Raw genomic sequence first — 20,199 nt, 5'->3', positions numbered from 1 at the left:
AAAATTTAATTTTCTTAATTGCAATCGTTCTTTATCCTTATTTAGAATTTTACAAGAAAATTTCAAATATTCTCCTTGGTCTCCCTGTTCCGGCTCTACTTTCTTTGGCAATTACCTTTCCATAACCAGCCTCTAGTATTTGGCTTAGTATTCTTCTTGAACTTCTCAAACTAATTCCAAGATAATCTGACAATTCTTTTGCATCAATTACATTTTTACCCGTACTATCAATAATAGCTTTGATTTTAGAAACATATGCAGCGCTTATGTCTATTTTTTCTGCAATATCTTGAATTTTTTTATCTGTAACAATTAAATCATATGCTAAATTCATTTCAGTGCTTTTTCCTATAGGTCCTGAAATTAAACCTTGTTCTTCAACTATATAGCAGCAGCTATATTTTTCTTTTGCAGCATAATCAAGTGCAATTCTTGCATTAGCTTCAGCTTTATAAACAGTATTACCATAGCCTATTCCAGAAGAAAAAGATATTCCAATTTTTTTAGTTAGCTCAGCAATTTTCAGACATTTCGCCTCTATAAAATTTGCGTTTAAAGCACCTCTAGTAGAAAATATTAGATATTCATTTACTCCAAACGCAAAAAATAATCCATAATTATCCTGTGTATATTCAATAAGAAAATTTTCAAATTGGTTTTTTATTTTCAAAAATTCATACCCACATGTCATTTCCCTACTTTTGTTTTCTATTCTAATAATTTGGAGTGCAATTTGAGTACTCTTTATTCTTTCTACATCCCCCAAATATATTGCTTTATTAATATATTCCCTAATCAATTGAACAGTAGGATAAAGCCTAAAAGCAGGTACTCCAAGTTCTCTTAATTTTTTTGCCGCGCCAGCAATACCTGTAACAGCAGCATTTATTTTATTATTTTTCCATAAATTATGATGAAATGAAACTAATTCTTCATAATCAACAACAGGTTTGTACTTTTTTACATAAATATTTTCTTTATCAATATTTAATGCATTAAGAACTTCTTCAACTGATTTCTGGCTAATAGCATCTATACTTACTTTTTTATAATCTAATCCTTCATCTCTGATTTTCCACAAAACTTCATAAATACTTGTTTCTACTCTAGGTATATAAACTGCTGGTTTAATGAGTGCATTTTTATTTTTTGCATAATAATATGGATCTGAACCTGAAAAAAGAAATACATCAATATTATTCTCATATGTTTCTAAAATATCAATAACCTCTCTTTTATTTGCATATGTAAAATAATAAGGAATAATTGTATCCTCAAACTCAGAAACTACATTTTTAATTATCTCAAGTGTATCCTTTTCACCGACAATCCCTAACTTGATTTTCATAATTATTCTCCTTTTATACTAGGTTTAAGCAACAAAAAGTATTTTAGTTATATATTTTTTCTCGTTATGATTATAACATATAAGCAAAATTACTTATTAATTTTCCCATCTTAATATATTCTTTCCTAATGTTTATTCATCAAATAGGGACAGGGCTCAACTTTACAAAAAGTTGAGCCCTGTCCCCAATTCTATTTTATTTCTACATTTTTTAGTTCTTTAATTCCATTAGCACTATGAATAACTAAATCAAATTTTCCTAACTTATAGCCACCTTTAATAAGCTTTACTTCTAGTTCTTCCCCTTTAACTTCCACATTTATCACAGAATATTCTCCATTTTCATATCTAAAGGATTTTCCATCATCAAAATAAAAATCTTTTGAGTTATCCTCTCCTAAGTATACATGGATTTCATAATTTTCTTCTTTTTCTCCGATATAGTTCATAGGTTTATCCTTTAGAATAATAGCTCCCTCTTTAGCAAATACCGGTATCTTATCAATTGCTGCGTCTTTTATAATGTGTTTTCTACCTTCATAAACTTCATCTGTAAAATAGTCATACCATTTCCCTTCAGGCAAATATACCATTCGCTTATAAGTTCTAGGTCTTAAAATTGGTGCTACTAATATTTCTTCACCAAATAAAAATTCATCGTTTATATCAAATGTATTCTCATCCTGTTGATAATGATAGAATAATGGTCTCATAATAGGTGCACCTGTTAAGCTACTTTCTCTAAATAAATTATAAAGATGGTTTACAAGAGAATATCTCATCTTGATATATTTACTAACTATATTCTCAACATCTTCTCCAAATGCCCATGGCTCTTGATACAATGAATTTACACAGCTATGATTTCTAAAGAGAGGATAGAATACCCCTAATTGTGTCCAACGAGTTAAAAGTTCTCCATTGCTATCACCAATAAATCCTCCTACATCTGAACCTACATAAGTATATCCGCTTAATCCTAAATTCATTAACATAGGTATACTTGATTCCATATGTTCCCACAAAGAAGTGTTATCCCCAGTCCATAGTGCTGAATATCTCTGTGTTCCAGCTGATGCTGATCGAGTCAAAACAAATGGTCTAGTTCCTTGAATATTCTTTAATCCATTATAGGTTGCCTTTCCTTGATAGTGTCCATATAAGTTATGAGTTTCTTTTTGCAAATACTTATTGCCGCTATCATCTATTTGATATGTTGATTCTGGTATTGTCTTTGTATCCGTAGACATATCAGCAATTTCATTCATATCATTCCATATACCGCTAACTCCATCATCTATTAATCCTTTATGGATCTCTCCCCACCAATTTCTAACAGACTTCCTTAGAAAATCAGGGAATGCACTGTCTCCAGGCCAAACTTTACCTACATATACTTCTCCGTTTTCATCTTTTATCAGATAATCATTTTCAAGTGCTTGCTCATAAACATGGTATCCTTCTTCTACTTTTACTCCAGGATCTACTATTACCACTAATTTAAATCCCATCTTCTTGAGTTCAGCATTCATTTCTTTAAACTCATTAAATCTTTCAGAATTTATAGTAAACACCTTGTAGTCTTCCATATAATCTATATCCAAATAAATTACATCACATGGTATATCTTTTTCTCTAAAAGATTTAGCTAAATCTATTACTTCTTTTTTATTCATATATGACCATCTACACTGCTGGAAACCCAAAAAGTCTTTTCTAGGAAGTTTTACTTTACCTGTTAAGTTTCCGTATTCTTCTACAACTTCAGAGATGTTATCACCATGAATATAATAATAATCTAACTCTCCACCATCAGTTCTAAAATTGATTCCCTTTTGATACATTCCAAAATCAAAATAGTTTCTATAAGATGTATCATAAAAGATTCCATAGGCTTTCTTTTCATCCATTCCAATATAAAATGGAATAGAGGTATGGTATTGCTTTTGTACTGGAGTATGAACTGGAGAAACTCCTAAAACATCTGTATTCCAATTCTCTGTCTGTATTCCTAAAAGATTGATAAATCCATATTTTTCACCTAAACCATAAAATCCTTTTTCCCAGCTATGTTTCTTTTCAATTTCTACAGAATAAACTTTACCTTGTTCTCTATTGATAATTTCATATTCATGTTCTTGAAAAACACTGTCTTGTGGTTTAGAATCAAACTGGATAAATTCATCCTCTAAGATAACATTACCTTTCAAGTCTATTATTTTTACTCTTAAATCTTCTAGTACTTCTATAGAGAATTTCGGCAATTTAATTTTATTATCTTCTTTTTTAAATTTTACTTCTATTGGATCTAAAGTCACTGCATCTGTTATATTTTTCTTTTCATTTCTACTGTAATCAAACCTGACAATATTTTCATTAAACACAGTTATTTCTAATTTTCTGTCATTATATTTAAAGTTCAATTTACCTTTATTATTTTTAGTCATGAGTTATCCCTTTCTATTGTAAAAATATATCTATCACCTATTTTTTTCTTACTATTAAGTTCTTCTCCATTAATTCTAAGTACATTGGTAGAACATAATAAATTAAAGTCTTCTTTGAAATTTGTTTCAATATTTATTTCTCCATCTTTGCTTTTAAATCTAAAATTATTTCCTAAATCATCTTGGAAAATATAATCTATATTATCACCTACTATTATGAATGATAAATTATTGTAATTTGTAATATCATTACTTATATACTCACCTAATCCAAATTCTTTGTTCAAATTTACGGATACTACTGAATTGTCTTTTATATAAACAGGAATATCTTTTAACCCAGCTATAACTTCAATATTTTTTCCACCATAAAAGACTTCATTTGAAAAGAAGTTATACCATTTTCCTTCTGGGAAGTATATTTCTCTTCTAGTATCCCCTTCTTTAATTATTGGAGCAACAAGTAGTGACTCTCCAAACATATATTGTGTATCCAATAAATGTGTTTTATCATCTTCATAGTAATCTATAATCATAGCTCTCATCAAAGGTACTCCTGTTTCGCTACACTTCATTGCTTCGTTATAGATATATGGAATCAAATTCATTCTCAAATTAGCATAATATCTATAATAGTCAAGTGCTCTTATATCACCTGTTCGCTCTGCAATATTCCAAGGAGTTCTGTCTTGATTAAATTCAGCTTTACTCTCTGCATGATACTGCATTATAGGACAAAACGTTGCCATTTCAGTAGCTCTAATAAATAGCTCTGCCGTTGGAATATCGCCACTAAACCCTGCTAAATCCCATCCCCAGAAAGGTATTCCTGAAATCCCTGAAGAAAGTCCTGCATATAAACTTCTCTCAAATGCTTCGAAATTGGAACGTTCATCACCCGCCCAATGGGCAGGGAAATTTTGAGCTCCAGTAAATCCAGCTCTACTAAATGTTATACCACCTTCTGGATTAGCTTCATTAATAAAATTATAATAAGCAGAAATATAATCATTTGGATAATCATTTCTTAATTGTTCACCTGTTCTACCATCCCATGCCTTTAATCCTTGCCCAAATAAAAACTCTCCTCCGTCTGTCTTAAATCCATCTACTTTTATATCATCCACTAGATATCTTCTTTTATTAAACCACCAATTTACTCCTTCTTCATTTGAAAAGTCTAATAACAGACTATCTTTAAACCATCCTTCTGGCATCCTATAAGGTGTGTCATCAGGATTTTTAATGACAAAATCATTTTGAATAGCATATGATTCATCTAACTCTTTTTGAATATGATTGATACTTCCCATTTGTTTTAAAATAGGTATTTGCCATAATATACATTTCAATCCCTCATTGTGTAATCTTTCTACCATTTCTTTTGGATTTGGCCATCTGCCCCATTCAGGGAACTCATAGTCATCATAACTATAAGCCTCTTCACTTGGCTTTTCTTTATATTTGGCATCATTAAAAGCATAATAAGTAACTTCATCACTCCAAGCTTCAATGACTAAAACAGTAGATGGTATATTATGTTTTAATGTTAAATCCAATTGTTTTAAAACTTCCTTTTGACTATCCCAATTGTTACTTGACATCCAAGGACCAAATGCCCATTTTGGTAGTAATTTAGGCTTACCAGTTATATCTGTATATTTTTCAATAACCTCTCCTATTTCACCTGCCATCACATGGATTTTAAGTGACTGTACCTCTCCCATAATAGAAACATCCTCATTTGTTTCTCCCATGTCAAACTTCACATAATTGCTAGTTTCAACAAACAAACCATAATTATTTGAAGAAATATAAAATGGTATAGGTATATAAGTTTTAAGACCTTGCTCTTTGTATTGGTTATATACATATACATCTGGGGAATTTCCCTTTTGATTTAGATTATTATACCTCTCTCCAAAACCATAGAACTTTTCTTCATCATAACTTTGCATATTGATATTAATAAATTTGGTAGTATTATTTCTATCAATCCATTTACTAAAAGTTTTAAATCTTATAATTTCACTATTTTTTTTATATATAAAATTAACATCCTCTTTTGAAATTTTTAGTTCACTTTCATTCCATTTAAATAAATAACACTCGTTATCTTCTATTAAATTTACTAAACTTTCATCTCTCTTAGACTCAGCTTTAGTTTCATTAATATCTATTACAAAATCTCCATTTTCCTTGAATTCAATATAAAGTTCACCAAAATCGTTATTATATTCATTAATGCAAATAACTTCTGCAACTGTACCCTGTAGTATTACTTCATTTATCTTACTTACTTTTACTTCTTTTAATACATCAAATGAAAAATTTTGAGATTTTATTAATTCATTCTCCTCAGTGTTGAAAAAGAATTTATATTCAACATTATCCCACTCATTGTATGAACCTATATCCCAACAAAAGTGTTTCTGTGGACTTTCCACATATGTTCCTTTATATGAGCCTTTGTCCTCACCATTTACTTTAACATCCACAAATACTTCCATTTCCTCATTTATTGGCCATGTTACTGCTTTTAAAATAACCTCTTCTGATGCCTTAACCTTTTTAGGAAATCTTTCATCATACCCAGGTTCATAAATATTGTTATTTCCATAAGGTCTATGAATAATCATGTTCTCTTGTAGTTGTGATTTATCTTCTAATTTTTTATAAATTATATTGAAAAGTAGAGTATCTTTATTCTCTTTAATTCCTATACCTTTAACTTTTTTCAATAATTCTTTTGCTAAATGATAACTTCCTTGTTCTGTATAATAGTAAGCTAGTAATAGTAAGCTAAAATTATCTCTTGTATCTTTAGATTTATCAGACAATACTTTTATAGATTCTACTAAAACCAAATCTTCTGGTTCAAATAACCCAAATGGTAAACATGCTAGAATAATATCAAAACTTATCTCTTTCTGAATATTCCCATTGGATAAAGATACACCATCCAGAACATTGTCAAATGTATATTTTCTGATTTCTTTGATATTTAGACTAATATCATCTCTTTTTAGATAATTATTTATACTTCTTAATCCACCATAGATAGCTCCTAAAGATGATGTATTTACCTGTACTAAACTAGAATCTAAAACATTTTCCTCATTTTTAGCAAATTTAAAATCATATATATTAATGAGTTCTTCTATTTCTTTTTCTCTAGATTTTAATATGGTAGCATCTCCAAATTTTCTGATGTACTCCCCTAATAAAAACAATAAACTTCCTATTTCAAAATTTGAATATTGGCAGTCTAAAACTTCATCCAAAACTAAGTTTAACTGTTCTTCCAATTTGCATTTTTCTTTATCCATTTTTAGATAAATCATATAGAACAGATTTTCTAAAATACCCTTATTCCCTCTATATTTCATTCCTATTTCTCCTTTACTTAAATTAACTCATTGCGAAATGTATATTTTTCAAGTTACAAATGATAAGTGACAAGTGACAAGTTTTTGATACCTTTTACGTAGTAAAAGTATATTATCCAATCTGCTATGCAGATAAAAACTTTGTTAAAAGATTTTCTGCAAGAAAATCATCCTTAACTTGTCACTTGCCACTTGTAACTTGTCACTAATTATTTAATTAATTCTTCAATAGCAGCTTTAGCAGCATCTAGTGCTTCTTGTGGAGTTTTTTCTCCAATTTTAGCTTTATCTAACTCTTTCCCAACTGCATCAGTAAGTTCATTCCAGTTTTCTATTACTGGTGGTACTACTAAAGTATCTAAAGCTTCAAATACAACTTTTCTGCTTTTGGGAGAATCTTTTTCTAAATAACCTTGTAAAATAGCCTCATCTTCTATAGCAGGTAATTCCCAACTAGAATCAATCCTGATTTTTGCAGCATCGCTATTAGAAGTAAAGTACTTCATCCATTTCCATGCTGCTTCTGGATTTTCAGTTTTCTTATTAATAGCTACTCCATTAGAGAAGAAATGGTGAGCTTTTTGTGTATTTCCTGGTTCTAAAGCAATATCCCAGTCAAAATCAACATCTTTAAATGAATCAAACATCCAAATACCAGTTCTTAACATAGCTATTTTACCACTCTTAAATAAATCTCCATCAGATTGCCCGCTCATGTCTGCATCACTAGGATTCACACCATATTTATTACTCTTATCAATCATCCATTGTAAAGTTTCAACGTTACTTTTAGAATTAATGACTACTTCTGTTTTATCATCATTAAATATTTTTCCGCCATTTTGTTCTATAGTTTTATAAAACTCCCAGAATTGAATTGGTGCATAAGTACCCCAAATACCTTTTTCTTTATTTGTTAACTTTTGAGCAGCTTCTAATTCTTTGTTCCAATCCCATGTAGCATCTGGATATGATATTCCCCCTTCGTCAAATAAATTTTTATTGTAGAATAAAACAACATTAGAAAAACTCTCAACTAAACCAAATTGTTTGCCATCTAATTTAAATGCATCTAATGCTTTTTGGTTATAAATGTTTACATCAAAATTGTCATTATTAATATAGTCTGATAAATCTAGCAGTACCCCTTTTGAAGCATAAGTAACGAAAGTTTCATAGTTTAATTCGAATGTATCAGGTGCTGTTCCTGAAGCAATCAATGTTTGTAATTTTGTGAAATAATCATCCCAAGATAATATTGTATAGTCGACATTAATATTAGGATTTTCTTTTTCAAATCCAGCAATTATTTTTTCTAGATCTTCAATATGATCTGGTCCCGCTGAGAAAGTGTAATACTTAACTGTAACTTTTTCATCTGATGTTTTTTCCGTATCTACAGCACCCTTCTTTTGACACCCAACAAAAATTGATAGAGCTAATACTAAAACCATTAAAATACTCAAACTTTTTTTAAACATAATTTACCCCCTATTTTTTTATTATCCCAGTTTTTAATGAATGTTGTCCTTTACATTCATTCAAAACTTCCTTTGGTTATCCAAAGATATGTTTTGAATTGTTGATTTCATTATAATGAGAAACTAGAATTCTTATTTAGTAAAACTACTGAAGCGTTAAGAAATTTTCTTGTTTGAGCTTGCGAGTTAGAAAATTTTAGCTTCATTAGTTTTACTAAATTTAGAATTGTATTCGAAATTATACGAAATCAACAATTCTTAAAACATTTCCTTTTTATTTTATGCCTGTATGCGAAAGTCCTTTAATGATATGTTTTTGTGCAATTAAATACACTATTAACATCGGTAAAATATTTATTAGTGTTCCTGCCATTAAAACATTCCAGTCTGTTTCCCATCTACCTTGTAGGCTAGCTAACCCTAATGGTAATGTCATTTTCGAAATATCACTTGTTATAATTAATGGCCATAAGAAATTATTCCATGAATCCATGAATGAAAGAATTGCCAAAGTAGCGAGACTTGGCTTAGTTAATGGTAGTATTATCTTCCAAAACACTCTGAAATGACCTGCTCCATCAATAAATGCTGCTTCTTCTAAACTTTTAGGAATCCCTAAAAATGCTTGCCTCATTAAAAAAGTTCCAAAAGCAGTAAATATTTTAGGAAAGATCAAAGCTTTATAGCTATTTGCCCATCCAAGATATTTCATTAATATAAATAAAGGTGTTAAAGTAACTTGAGATGGTACCATCAATGTTCCTAAATAAATTAGAAACAAAACTTCTCTTCCTCTGAACTCAATTCTTGCAAAAGCATATGCTGCCATTGATGATATTAGTAACTGACCTAATGTAGTAGTTATAGCTACAAAAGAACTATTAAAGAAAAATTTAAATACTGGAAAAGCTTCTTTAACTGCTTTAAAATTCTCAAAAGTTATCTCTTTAGGTATAAATTGAGGTGGAAATACAAAAACAACATCTGAATTTTTAAAAGCCGTGGAGAGCATCCATAGAAATGGTAATAACATTATTCCTGCTCCCAAAATCAGAACTACATATCTCAAAAATGAACTTACATTTAAGTTTTGTCTATTTTCCATACTATTCACCCCACTTCTTTTGGACTTTATTTTGTATAATTGTTACTATAAATATAACTCCAAATAAAACCCAAGATAATGCTGATGCATAACCCATCTTATAATACCTAAACGCATTTTTGTATATCTGTTCAACTAGTACACTAGTAGCACCTGCTGGTCCACCTTCAGTCATAATCCAAATTTGATCAAAGACTTGAAATGAATTGATTAATGAAATTATCAAAACAAAGAATGTAGTTTTTGATAATAGCGGCAAAGTTATACTGAAAAACTTACGAACTCTTCCCGCTCCATCAATATTTGCAGCTTCATAATACATATCCGGTATATCTTGTAAACCAGCTAAATAAATAACTGTTATAAAACCAATATCTTTCCATACACTAGTAATTATTACAGAAATCATAGCCCATTTTGGATCACTTAACCAAGCTGGTCCTGTTACTCCTATTAAGGATAAAAAATAATTCATCAATCCATATTCAGGATTGAGTATCCATTTCCAAATAATTGATATTGCTACCCATGATGATATTACCGGCAAAAAATATATTCCTCTAAATAATGTTAAAGCCTTAATTTTACTATTTAATAGTATAGCTAAAAAAAGAGAAATTATAAGTACTGATGGTAAATACCCAACTATAAATGTTAACGTATGCCTAAATGCTTCATAAAAAGTTTCATCCTGAAATATTTTTATATAGTTTTCTAATCCTACCCACTCTATTTCACTTAATAAATCCCATTTCATAAAACTTAATCCAAGAGATGCTAGTATTGGAATTATAAGAAAAACTATCATACCAATCAAACTAGGTAATAAAAATACAGATAAAACTGCAATTTTTTTGATCCCTTTATTACCAACCACTAAATGACCTCCTTTACAGATTTTCTTTCTTTAATCTCAACTGATAATATAGTTGTTTTTTCTTTAATTTCTTTATCTGTTAGTATACTTAATAGTAACCTTGCGGAGGTAACTGCTTTATTTTTTATATTTTGATTAACAGTAGTTAATGGTGGAAGTGATGACTTTGATAAAAATGTATTATCAAATCCCACAATTGATATTTGTTCTGGAACATTTATATTGTTCTCATAAAATGCCGAAAAAAGACCTAGAGCAATAATGTCTGCTGTTGCAAATAAAGCCGTAATACCATTTCTATTTTCTGATATAGCCTTTCCTGATTCATATCCATATTCATAGTCTACAGATTTTTCAAATATGTAGTCTTCATTAATATCGATTTCATATTCACTTAATGCTTTTTTATATCCTTTAAACTTCTTTTCTGCAACTCCATTAGGTTTAATAGTTCCTGATATAATACCGATATTTCGATGTCCTTTTTCTAATAAATATTTAGTAGCTAAATATCCACCCAATTCATCATCTATTCTTACTTTGTAAAAATAATCATCCTTAGTATACGAATCAACTAAAACTATAGGAATATTCATTTTTTTAATATTCTCATAAAACTCTTCTTCATAAATTCCTAAAATTATAACTCCATCAACGTTCCAACTTAATAAGTTACTTAAATTGTCTTGATCTTTAGTTGATCCAGAAAGTATAATATTATAACCGTTTTCTCTAAGTTCATACTCTAATGCACTAATGAATTCGCTATAAAATGGGTTGTACAATAACAACTCGCGACTTTCCTCTGTTTGTGGTATTACAATTCCTATTAAATTTGATTTATTAATTACTAAACTTTGAGCTGAATAATTCTTTTTATAATCCAATTCTTCTATCGCTCTATTCACTTTCTTTATAATTTCTTCTGAAACTCTACCACCTTTATTATTTATTACATTTGATACAGTTGTTGGAGTAACCCCTACTCTTTTTGCAATATCTTTTATTGTTGGTTTTTTCTTGGTCAATTTACATTCCCCCTCGGCAGTTTAACGTTAAACTAGAAGTTAAAAAAATATATGTTGTTCACTTGGTTTAACGTTAAACTTGAAACTAAAAAAATAATAACCGAGTTAGTTTAACGTTAAACTCTTTTCTATAATTTGATTATAGTCTATTTATATATCTCTTGTCAATATAGTTTTTATTATATATGGCTATGTTTTTGAATAATGTTGATAACAAATAAGTAGCTCGTAATTGAAATAAAAAGTGAAACAAATCAGTTACAAGTGATAAGTTAATGATGATTTTCTTTTAGAAAATCTTTAACTAAGCCTATATCATCTTCGATGATGGAATAAAGATCTTTTGTTTAATTAAAAGCTTTCGTTTACGAAAGGTATCTACAACTTGTCACTTATCACTTGTAACTTGTCACTATAAATTGCGAACTTGTTCGCAATTTATAAATATTACTTCCAATCATTTAAATCAATAAAAGTTAGAACAAAACCTATTCTACTTCTATACTATCTCACTACATGGTTTATTGATATAATAACCCTGAGCATAATCCACACCTAATTTTTCAATAACTTTTAATATTTCTTCGCTCTCTACAAATTCTGCAACAGTCTTTAGTTTAAAAGCTTTTGCCATATTTACTATTGATTTAACAAGATATAAGTTTTCCTCCTTTTCATTAATATCCTTAATGAATGAACCATCAATTTTCAAATAATCTGAAGGTACATTTTTGAGATAGTAAATAGATGAAAATCCAACTCCAAAATCATCAATAGAAAATTGGTAATTATTTTTCTTGAATTCTTTTATTATTGAAACAAACTTATTCAAATTCTCAATATTTTCTGTTTCAGTTATTTCGAATATAATATTTTCATGTTTTACTCCATATTTATCAATAATGGAGTTGGCCTTATTTAAATAATCAGTACTATTGGTAACTTTTCCAGATAAGTTAAAAGAAAAAATCAATTTATCATCTTTATCTATTTTATTTTTGTATAAAAGAGCTTTTTCTAGCATCTTCAAATCAATTTCACCAATCAAATTATTCTTTTCAGCAATCAAAATAAATGGATATGGAGATAAAAATTCTTCTCCATCTTTTATTCTCATAAGTACTTCATATTTGATTATTTCTTTTGTTTTTATATCTAATAATGGTTGAAAGAATGGTACTATTCTATCTTCTTCTATTGCCTTTCTTAAATAATTTAATTTTTTAGAATCCTCATCCATATTTTGAGACAGTTCTTTTAAACTTGTAACTACAAATGTATTATTATGTTTTAAGGACCTTGTAATTTGTTCTATTTTTGGAATAGTAGTGTTGATTTTTTCCATTTCTTCCTTGTTCAAATCTATTAAAGCTATATATGATTTAATAAGAATTTTATTTTTATCTATATCAAATTCCTTATATTTTAATTCCATAAGATATTTTTCCACACTCTTTATAATTTGTTCTTTTTCTATTTCTTTAAATAATAAAACAAGTTTGTTTTCACTAGCACTATATATTGTTGCTTTATCATTAAATATTTCACTTATAAAATGGGCATAATTATTTATCACTGCATCTGCCTTATCATTTCCATATTGCTCATTTATATCATTTATGTTTTTGATAATTATCGTTAATATTGTAGCATTGTCTGAGTATTTTGATTTTTTCTTTATGTCTTTTAGTAATCTATATCTTGATTTAAAACCAGTTACATTATTTATATTATAAGACCTATTAAGTAAATAGTTTACTAAAGCTAAAATTAATAAACATATAAGGAAAGTGAAAATTCTAATTTTTGACAAATGCTCTTCCAATTTATCATTTATCACTGATGAATTATTAAATACAAATAATTTCCAGTTGAATTCATCAATATTACTATGATATCCTCTTACTTCTATATCATTAATTTTTTCAGATAATTTATTACGAAAATACTTCTTATACATTTTTTGAATATCTATATTTAGTTTGTTTTTTTCTGGTTTAGTTATAATTCTCCCTGTTGGAGATAGAAGATAGATATCATAAAACTCTTCATTTAAATCATCCACAAAGTAATTTCCGATATCTTCAACAAAAATATCACAACAAACAACTCCTAATAATCTCGCTTCTCTATATATTGGATAACTAATTGTTATACAAGGTTTATATGAATTTGAATCATTATATACATCACTTATTATGGGCGCCTTTGACCTTTTAGTCATTTTATACCAATGGCGACTTCTTAAATCATTTTTAATACTAGTTAGCTTAATCAAGCCATTATGCCTAATTTTATCACCCGTTGCATCATAAACAAAATAAACGGAATGAATCAAACTTGACGATAATTGCTTGTTTTTAAATACACTTGTAATAATACTGATGCTTTCATCAGAAGTTTTATCTAAGTTGTCTCCTAAAATTTTAGACATTAATTCTCCAGTAGATTCTATATAAATTTTTTGGTTTTTCATCTCATCATGAATAAGAGAAGAATACTGTGCAGTACTTTGCTTTAATGCCAATTCACTTCCAGCTTTAATGTCACTGCTATAATTGTTTTCTAATATATAGCCAACAATAAAAGCAATTATAATAATACATAGGGATAATACAATATTTCTCTTTCTATATATATTCATTTCTTCATCTCCATAGCAAACCGGTAACATAATTTTTATTTGTAACTAAAAACATATACTGTATATAATATTAAACACTGAACATATTACATTATAATACTTCATTTTACATTATTCAACATTATAGAGTATCGTTAACAACTAAATATTAGTAAAATACCTGATTTTCAACAAAATTAAAGAACAAAACTCACTATTTTTGCTAAGTTGAGCCCTGTCCCTTTAGTTTTCTATATTTTAGTTTAATCCTATATTTGCTCCAAACGGTATAATTAGAGGTTTATTAGTCATGGGATTTTTGATAATTGTAAAATTTAATTTATATACTTGCTTTACATTTTGTTCAGTAAGTACCTTATCTACTGACCCTTTTTCTACTATCTGACCTTTATTTAGCATAAGTATTTTGCTTGAATATTCTGCTGCCAAGTTCAAATCATGTAAAACCATAACAATTGTTTTGTTTTCTTCTATACTGTATCTTCTCAAAGAATCTAATATTTCTATTTGATGATTAATATCAAGATGAGAAATTGGCTCATCTAAAAGTATTATGTCCGTTTGCTGAGCAATAGCTCTAGCTATGATAGCTCTCTGCATTTCACCACCACTAATTTTATTAATATTTTTATCTTTTAAGTTCCACGTATTGGTTTTTTTCATGGCATCCTCCACTTGCATTAAATCTTCTTCACTTTCCTTTCCAAATCTATTAATATAAGGATTCCTTCCCATAAGAACAATATCAAATACTGTGAATTCAAAATCTATGTATGTGTTTTGAGGAACCAAAGCCATTTGTGTTGCAATTTCCTTATTATCATACTTTCTAATGTCTTTACCATTAATGAAAATGGATTTTTTATTAGGGTTAACAATCCTTGAAATATTTTTCAAAAGAGTAGTTTTTCCAGATCCATTAGGTCCAATTATACAACAAAAATCACCTTTATCTATAGTAACGTTGATATCTCTAAGAATAGTTATATCTCCATATTTAAAATCTAAATTTTCAATTTTAATAATTTCTTCACTCTTTTTTCTTATTTCCAAACTAATCACCCCTATTTTTTATTATTCTTCCATAGTAAATATATAAAGAAAGGAGCTCCAAATAACGAAGTTATAGCTCCAACTGGAATTTCAGTAGGTGGTATAAGATTCCTTGCCAAGGTATCACAAATTATTAAAAAAATTGCTCCTCCTACTGCAGAATAAGGTATTAAAACCTTATGTTCTGGACCTATCATCAATCTAAACGCATGAGGTACCAATAAACCTACAAATCCAATAACTCCGCTTACCGACACAGCAGACGCCACCATTATAGAAGTTATTAGAAGCAACTGCTTTTTGACTGTTTCAACGTTTATACCTAAACTTTGTGCCGAACTTTCTCCTGTTAACATTATATTTAAATCTCTGGCGTAAATATAAACCATTATAATACCAATTATTATAATAGGAGTGATTACTATAACTCTTTCCCAATCAGCAGCCGAAAAACTGCCCATTGTCCAAAAAATAATTTTTTCGACATTATCTCTATGAAAAACCATTAATAATGATATTATTGATCCCAGAAAAAAGTTTACAGCTATACCTGAAAGCAACATATTAACTACCGGAACTTTATTTCCTACTCTTGCTATATTATAAACTACAATTATAGTAACAATTGCACCACTGAATGCTGAAAAAGTTATTATTCCTAGACCAAAAAAAGATATAGTAAATCCAAAAATAATAGCTATGGTTGCGCCAAGTGCTGCTCCAGTAGAAACTCCCAAAACATAAGGGTCAGCCATAGGGTTTTTAAATATTCCTTGATAAGAACATCCTACAGTTGATAACCCTGCTCCTACTAGCCCTGCTAATAATATTCTTGGTAATCTTATCATTAAAATAATCTTCTGGTAAACTTCTTTTATATCATTAGTATTTATTAACTTTTCTATTAAGGGTATTTTATCTAAAATAATTCTAATAGAATCTAAAAATGATACATTTGCAACTCCTAAAGTAGCAGAAATAACTATTACTATGAATAAAAAAATTAACATTATAAAAAATTTTTCTTTAAAATATTTTTTTTTGTTAGCGTAATCCATTATGTCACCTATTTTCATAAAACTAATCAAATAAATCGGGATGAATTAATTTTGCCATAGCTTCTAGACCATCAGCTAATCTTGGGCCTTGAAGTTGTATCAGATCACTATCAATCTCCATTAATTTTCCTTCTTTAACAGCAGTTAAATCTTTATATCCATTTGCTGCTTGAATTCCTGTCTTTGAATCCCATTTATTTGAGCAAATAAGGATGTCAGGATCATTCTCAACTAGTTTTTCCAAGCTATAAGACCATCCATCTACATCGTAAGCAGCATTATTAGCTCCTGCCATTTCTATAATTCCTCCAATAAATGTTCCCTTGCCAGCAGTATAATCTCCACCTTCTCCATACCCAATAACGTAATAAACAGAAGGTTTTTCAACATCATTAACTGTATTAATTACAAATTCTACTTTTTCCTTCATATCTTTAACTACTTTATCAGCTTGAGAATTTTTATTAAGTATATTTGCTACTTTTAATATGGATTCATAAGCTCCATCAAAGCTTTCTTCTCCATACAAAACAACAACTTTTACTCCTAATAATTCTAATTTTTCTAAGATTTCTTTTTTGAAATGAGTAGATGCAATAACCACATCTGGTTTAAGCTCAACAATTTTTTCCACATTAGGATCTTGCATCCCTCCTATTGATTCAATTTTCGATACTTCCTGTGGATAAGTGCAATAATCAGTTCTTCCTATTAATTTCTCTGATGCTCCTAATGCAAATACTATTTCAGTTATATTGGGAGCAATAGAAATAATTTTTTGAGGTTCTTCTTCTATCTTAACCTCTCTTTTCAAAGAATCTATAATAGTTAGTGGATATAAAGTTTTTATTTCTTCTTTCTTTATCTCTTTATTTTCTTCTACTTTCTTTTCCTTAGTATTTTTATTAATGTCACTTATAGTCTTTCCACATGCAACAAAAGAGAACATAAAAATTGTAATTAATACTAATCCTAACCCTCTTTTAATTTTGCTCATATTTTCTCCTCCTTATCTTTGTAAGTCCGCAGCTTTTATTACAAAAATAAAAACCGCTATCAAAGGATAACAGTTCATAATTCTAATATACGATATATGATATTTAATAAATTTCCAATTAAAACAACTATTGAAATGCATAAATATCATACAAAATCATAACATTAGCTTATCCTCGTAAGTTTGTTATTTATACTTTATAGGCAGGTCTCCTGGCTTAGTATCAACACATTCTAACACCTTCCCGATTTCTCAGTGGCAAATTATTAGAACGCTCCTCATTACAGTGGCGGGACCGCATGGGTTTTTAACCCATTTCCCTCTAATCACCTTTTATGGCAATCACCTATAATATTTGCAATATTCTATTGTTAAATACATATTATCAATCTAAAAAAACTATGTCAAGATAAAAGTTAATCACTGCCATTATAATATTTTTTCAATTAAATTATTACTTTTAATTTTTCTAATATCAATGATCCCAAATGGATACCGTTTTGCACATAAACTTCCCACAATCACCGTAACAACTTCAGCAAATATTACTGCCATCCATATACCTTTGTCTCCAAATATCATTGGCATTAATAGTAACCCTATAAGAAGTGCTATTAGACTCCTCGATAATGACAATACTCCTGATAACACTGGTGAATTAACAGCAGTATAATAAGTGGCTAAAGTTATATTTATCCCTGTCAATAAAAATGAAAATGCAAAATACTTTAATATATATGTTGCTAACTCAATAGTCCCTTGTTCTTTGATAAATATACTGGCCAATCCTTCTCCAAACACCAACGAAACTACACAAACTATAATCCCTGAAACTAAATTTGCATAAATTGACATATTCCTTAAACTCTTAACTCTTATGAGTTTATTTGCACCTAGATTATAACTAACAGCAGATTGGATTGCCTCTGCAAAACCATAAAATACTGATGTTGTAACTGTTGATATTTGCATAGCTACTGCAAATGCTGCTACACCATGAACTCCAATATTTTTTATTATTATAATATTATATAAAAGTCCTGCAATAGATACAGCTGCCAAACTCAAGAGCTCAGATGATCCATTAAATAGCATTGCCCATATCTCTTTCTTCTTAAAAATAGGAACTGAAAACTTCCATGATGATTTATATTTAATAATATATAACATAATTATACACGGAATTAATTGTGAAATCCCTGTAGCAAGAGCAGCTCCTTCCATACTCCATCCAAAAATTACAACAAAAACATAGTCCAATATTATATTAATAACTGTACCACATAATATAATCACAACTACTTCAACAGGCTTACCATCTAATTTCAAGAAAAATGAGCATGCGAAAACTAATAAAAATGGTAGAAAAAACAATGAAATAATTTTTGCATAATCAATCATAAACTTTGCCACTTGACCTTCTGCACCTAATAAATCGGCAAATCTTTCACTTAATCCAAATAAAAGAATAGTACCCATAACTGCAACTATTCCTAAAAATACTATAGTAACATTAAAATAATTATTACTTTTATCATTCTCTTCTTTTCCTTTATGAATACCAGCTAATGTAGTTCCACCAATGCCAATCATTGCTGCTATTCCTGACAAAAACATGATAACCGGCATTATAAGCGTAATTCCTGATAAACCATCAGCCCCTACATATCTCCCAATAAATACTGAATCTACAAAACCTGCAGTTTCTTGTGCCAATAATGCCAATATAGATGGAACTGCATAGCTCCAAAAAATCCTTGGAATTTTATCTTTCCCTAAGTCAATATCTCTTCTTTTATTTGATTCCATTTTTTCCTATTTCCTCCCGATTGTCATACTTATAAAACTTGTTAAAACTCTTCTTCTCTTTTATAATAAACCTTGAAGTAGGTTCAAGGTCAATAAGGAGGTTATGAATATTGCGTAAATATTTAACTATTGGTGAATTGGCAAATTTATTGAATATAGCAACATCAAATATCCGTTACTATGAAAAAGAAGGTTTGGTATCACCATGCAAAATTGATGATAATGGCTATAGACTTTACGATTATTCCCAGTTAGATAAATTAGAATCAATTCTCTTATTCAGAAAGCTAAATATTCCTTTAAAACAATTGAAAACTATTATAAATAATTATTCTATTGACGATTACATTGAAATTCTTAATTCATCCCTATCGTCCATAGATTCAAAAATAATTGAGTTACAAAACAAAAAAAAGTATGTATCCAAAAACTTGAATATGCTGAGAGATTTCAAAGGTTTAAAAACAAATTATCAAATTCTATATATTCCTGAAAGAAAACTCTATTGTATTCAAACAGGAAAAATATTTGAATATACAATAAAAGAAATGTATGAAATTATGAAATCTAAAAACATAAATTATTTAGATGTAACTCACGATATCTATTATATTAATTTAGATAATGAAAATTTTACAATTGGTATACCTAAAACACATGAAACAAAAAACTTCGAGGGATATGATACTATAATTCTACCTAAAGGAACTTATCTAAACTATAATACCTTTATTGAAGATTTTGAAGAATTTGATATTGAAGAAACAAAATTTTACGATTATCTAAAAAAGAATAAGCTTGTGCCAATAGGAAAAGTTATTTCAATAGAGAATATCAGATATTCAAACTTTCATCTGGAGAGTATTAATTTAAATTTGCAAGTTCTTATAAAGAGATAATTAGATTTTTATTTGCTTACACAACTTGTCACTTGTCACTGTTTTAGTTCGTCTTTTATTTCAA

General features: G+C 28.7%; 13 protein-coding genes and 1 riboswitch. Of the genes, 1 reads left to right on the top strand and 12 read right to left on the bottom strand.

The window, feature by feature from the left end:
• Positions 1–49: 49 nt before the first annotated feature.
• From ACQ3F0_RS09230 to ACQ3F0_RS09175, 12 genes are all read right to left on the bottom strand, one after another.
• Positions 50–1,348 carry a hypothetical protein gene (locus ACQ3F0_RS09230; protein WP_428864944.1) on the bottom strand — a complete coding sequence of 433 codons (1,299 nt, stop codon included), beginning with the start codon at positions 1,346–1,348 and terminating at the stop codon, positions 50–52.
• A 191-nt stretch (positions 1,349–1,539) separates the two neighbouring features.
• A complete protein-coding gene (locus ACQ3F0_RS09225) occupies positions 1,540–3,795 on the bottom strand; it encodes a glycoside hydrolase family 31 protein (protein ID WP_428864943.1) in 2,256 nt (751 codons plus the stop codon).
• Complete coding sequence (locus tag ACQ3F0_RS09220) at positions 3,792–7,184, bottom strand: glycoside hydrolase family 31 protein (RefSeq protein ID WP_428864942.1); 3,393 nt, start codon at positions 7,182–7,184, stop codon at positions 3,792–3,794. The genes ACQ3F0_RS09225 and ACQ3F0_RS09220 overlap by 4 nt, the downstream gene beginning before the upstream one ends.
• A 209-nt stretch (positions 7,185–7,393) precedes the next feature.
• Positions 7,394–8,665, bottom strand: coding sequence for an ABC transporter substrate-binding protein (locus tag ACQ3F0_RS09215; protein ID WP_428864941.1), 1,272 nt, complete (start codon positions 8,663–8,665; stop codon positions 7,394–7,396).
• Positions 8,666–8,939: 274 nt separating this feature from the next.
• Positions 8,940–9,770: a carbohydrate ABC transporter permease gene (locus tag ACQ3F0_RS09210; RefSeq protein WP_428864940.1), complete on the bottom strand. Its 831-nt coding sequence runs from the start codon at positions 9,768–9,770 to the stop codon at positions 8,940–8,942.
• 1 nt (position 9,771) lies between these two features.
• Positions 9,772–10,647, bottom strand: coding sequence for a carbohydrate ABC transporter permease (locus tag ACQ3F0_RS09205; RefSeq protein ID WP_428864939.1), 876 nt, complete (start codon positions 10,645–10,647; stop codon positions 9,772–9,774).
• Positions 10,647–11,675, bottom strand: coding sequence for a LacI family DNA-binding transcriptional regulator (locus ACQ3F0_RS09200; RefSeq protein ID WP_428864938.1), 1,029 nt, complete (start codon positions 11,673–11,675; stop codon positions 10,647–10,649). Before ACQ3F0_RS09200 ends, ACQ3F0_RS09205 begins: the two co-directional genes overlap by 1 nt.
• Positions 11,676–12,174: 499 nt before the next feature.
• Positions 12,175–14,319, bottom strand: coding sequence for an EAL domain-containing protein (locus ACQ3F0_RS09195; RefSeq protein ID WP_428864937.1), 2,145 nt, complete (start codon positions 14,317–14,319; stop codon positions 12,175–12,177).
• Between the two features lie 237 nt (positions 14,320–14,556).
• Entirely contained in the window at positions 14,557–15,372 is an 816-nt protein-coding gene (locus tag ACQ3F0_RS09190) for an ABC transporter ATP-binding protein (protein WP_428864936.1), read from the bottom strand.
• 11 nt (positions 15,373–15,383) lie between these two features.
• Positions 15,384–16,430 carry a FecCD family ABC transporter permease gene (locus ACQ3F0_RS09185; protein WP_428864935.1) on the bottom strand — a complete coding sequence of 349 codons (1,047 nt, stop codon included), beginning with the start codon at positions 16,428–16,430 and terminating at the stop codon, positions 15,384–15,386.
• 22 nt (positions 16,431–16,452) lie between these two features.
• Positions 16,453–17,427 carry an ABC transporter substrate-binding protein gene (locus ACQ3F0_RS09180; protein ID WP_428864934.1) on the bottom strand — a complete coding sequence of 325 codons (975 nt, stop codon included), beginning with the start codon at positions 17,425–17,427 and terminating at the stop codon, positions 16,453–16,455.
• A gap of 185 nt (positions 17,428–17,612) precedes the next feature.
• Positions 17,613–17,792, bottom strand: a riboswitch (cobalamin riboswitch).
• Between the two features lie 64 nt (positions 17,793–17,856).
• Entirely contained in the window at positions 17,857–19,236 is a 1,380-nt protein-coding gene (locus tag ACQ3F0_RS09175; protein WP_428864933.1) for an MATE family efflux transporter, read from the bottom strand.
• 110 nt (positions 19,237–19,346) lie between these two features.
• On the opposite strand from ACQ3F0_RS09175, the gene ACQ3F0_RS09170 reads away from it, so the two are divergent.
• Entirely contained in the window at positions 19,347–20,135 is a 789-nt protein-coding gene (locus tag ACQ3F0_RS09170) for a MerR family transcriptional regulator (RefSeq protein ID WP_428864932.1), read from the top strand.
• Positions 20,136–20,199: the final 64 nt, after the last annotated feature.

Source organism: Clostridium sediminicola (assembly GCF_050402865.1).
Classification (GTDB): Bacteria; Bacillota; Clostridia; order Clostridiales; family Clostridiaceae; genus Clostridium_AF; species Clostridium_AF sediminicola.
Note: the sequence above shows the minus strand (reverse complement) of the source record. Positions and strands in the feature narration are given on the sequence as shown.

Bases quoted from the DNA above. Each gene is read 5' to 3' on its own strand.
- ACQ3F0_RS09230 (WP_428864944.1), bottom strand. From the start codon at position 1,348: ATGAAAATCAAGTTAGGGATTGTCGGTGAAAAGGATACACTTGAGATA.
- ACQ3F0_RS09225 (WP_428864943.1), bottom strand. From the start codon at position 3,795: ATGACTAAAAATAATAAAGGTAAATTGAACTTTAAATATAATGACAGA.
- ACQ3F0_RS09220 (WP_428864942.1), bottom strand. From the start codon at position 7,184: ATGAAATATAGAGGGAATAAGGGTATTTTAGAAAATCTGTTCTATATG.
- ACQ3F0_RS09215 (WP_428864941.1), bottom strand. From the start codon at position 8,665: ATGTTTAAAAAAAGTTTGAGTATTTTAATGGTTTTAGTATTAGCTCTA.
- ACQ3F0_RS09210 (WP_428864940.1), bottom strand. From the start codon at position 9,770: ATGGAAAATAGACAAAACTTAAATGTAAGTTCATTTTTGAGATATGTA.
- ACQ3F0_RS09195 (WP_428864937.1), bottom strand. From the start codon at position 14,319: ATGAATATATATAGAAAGAGAAATATTGTATTATCCCTATGTATTATT.
- ACQ3F0_RS09185 (WP_428864935.1), bottom strand. From the start codon at position 16,430: ATGGATTACGCTAACAAAAAAAAATATTTTAAAGAAAAATTTTTTATA.
- ACQ3F0_RS09180 (WP_428864934.1), bottom strand. From the start codon at position 17,427: ATGAGCAAAATTAAAAGAGGGTTAGGATTAGTATTAATTACAATTTTT.
- ACQ3F0_RS09175 (WP_428864933.1), bottom strand. From the start codon at position 19,236: ATGGAATCAAATAAAAGAAGAGATATTGACTTAGGGAAAGATAAAATT.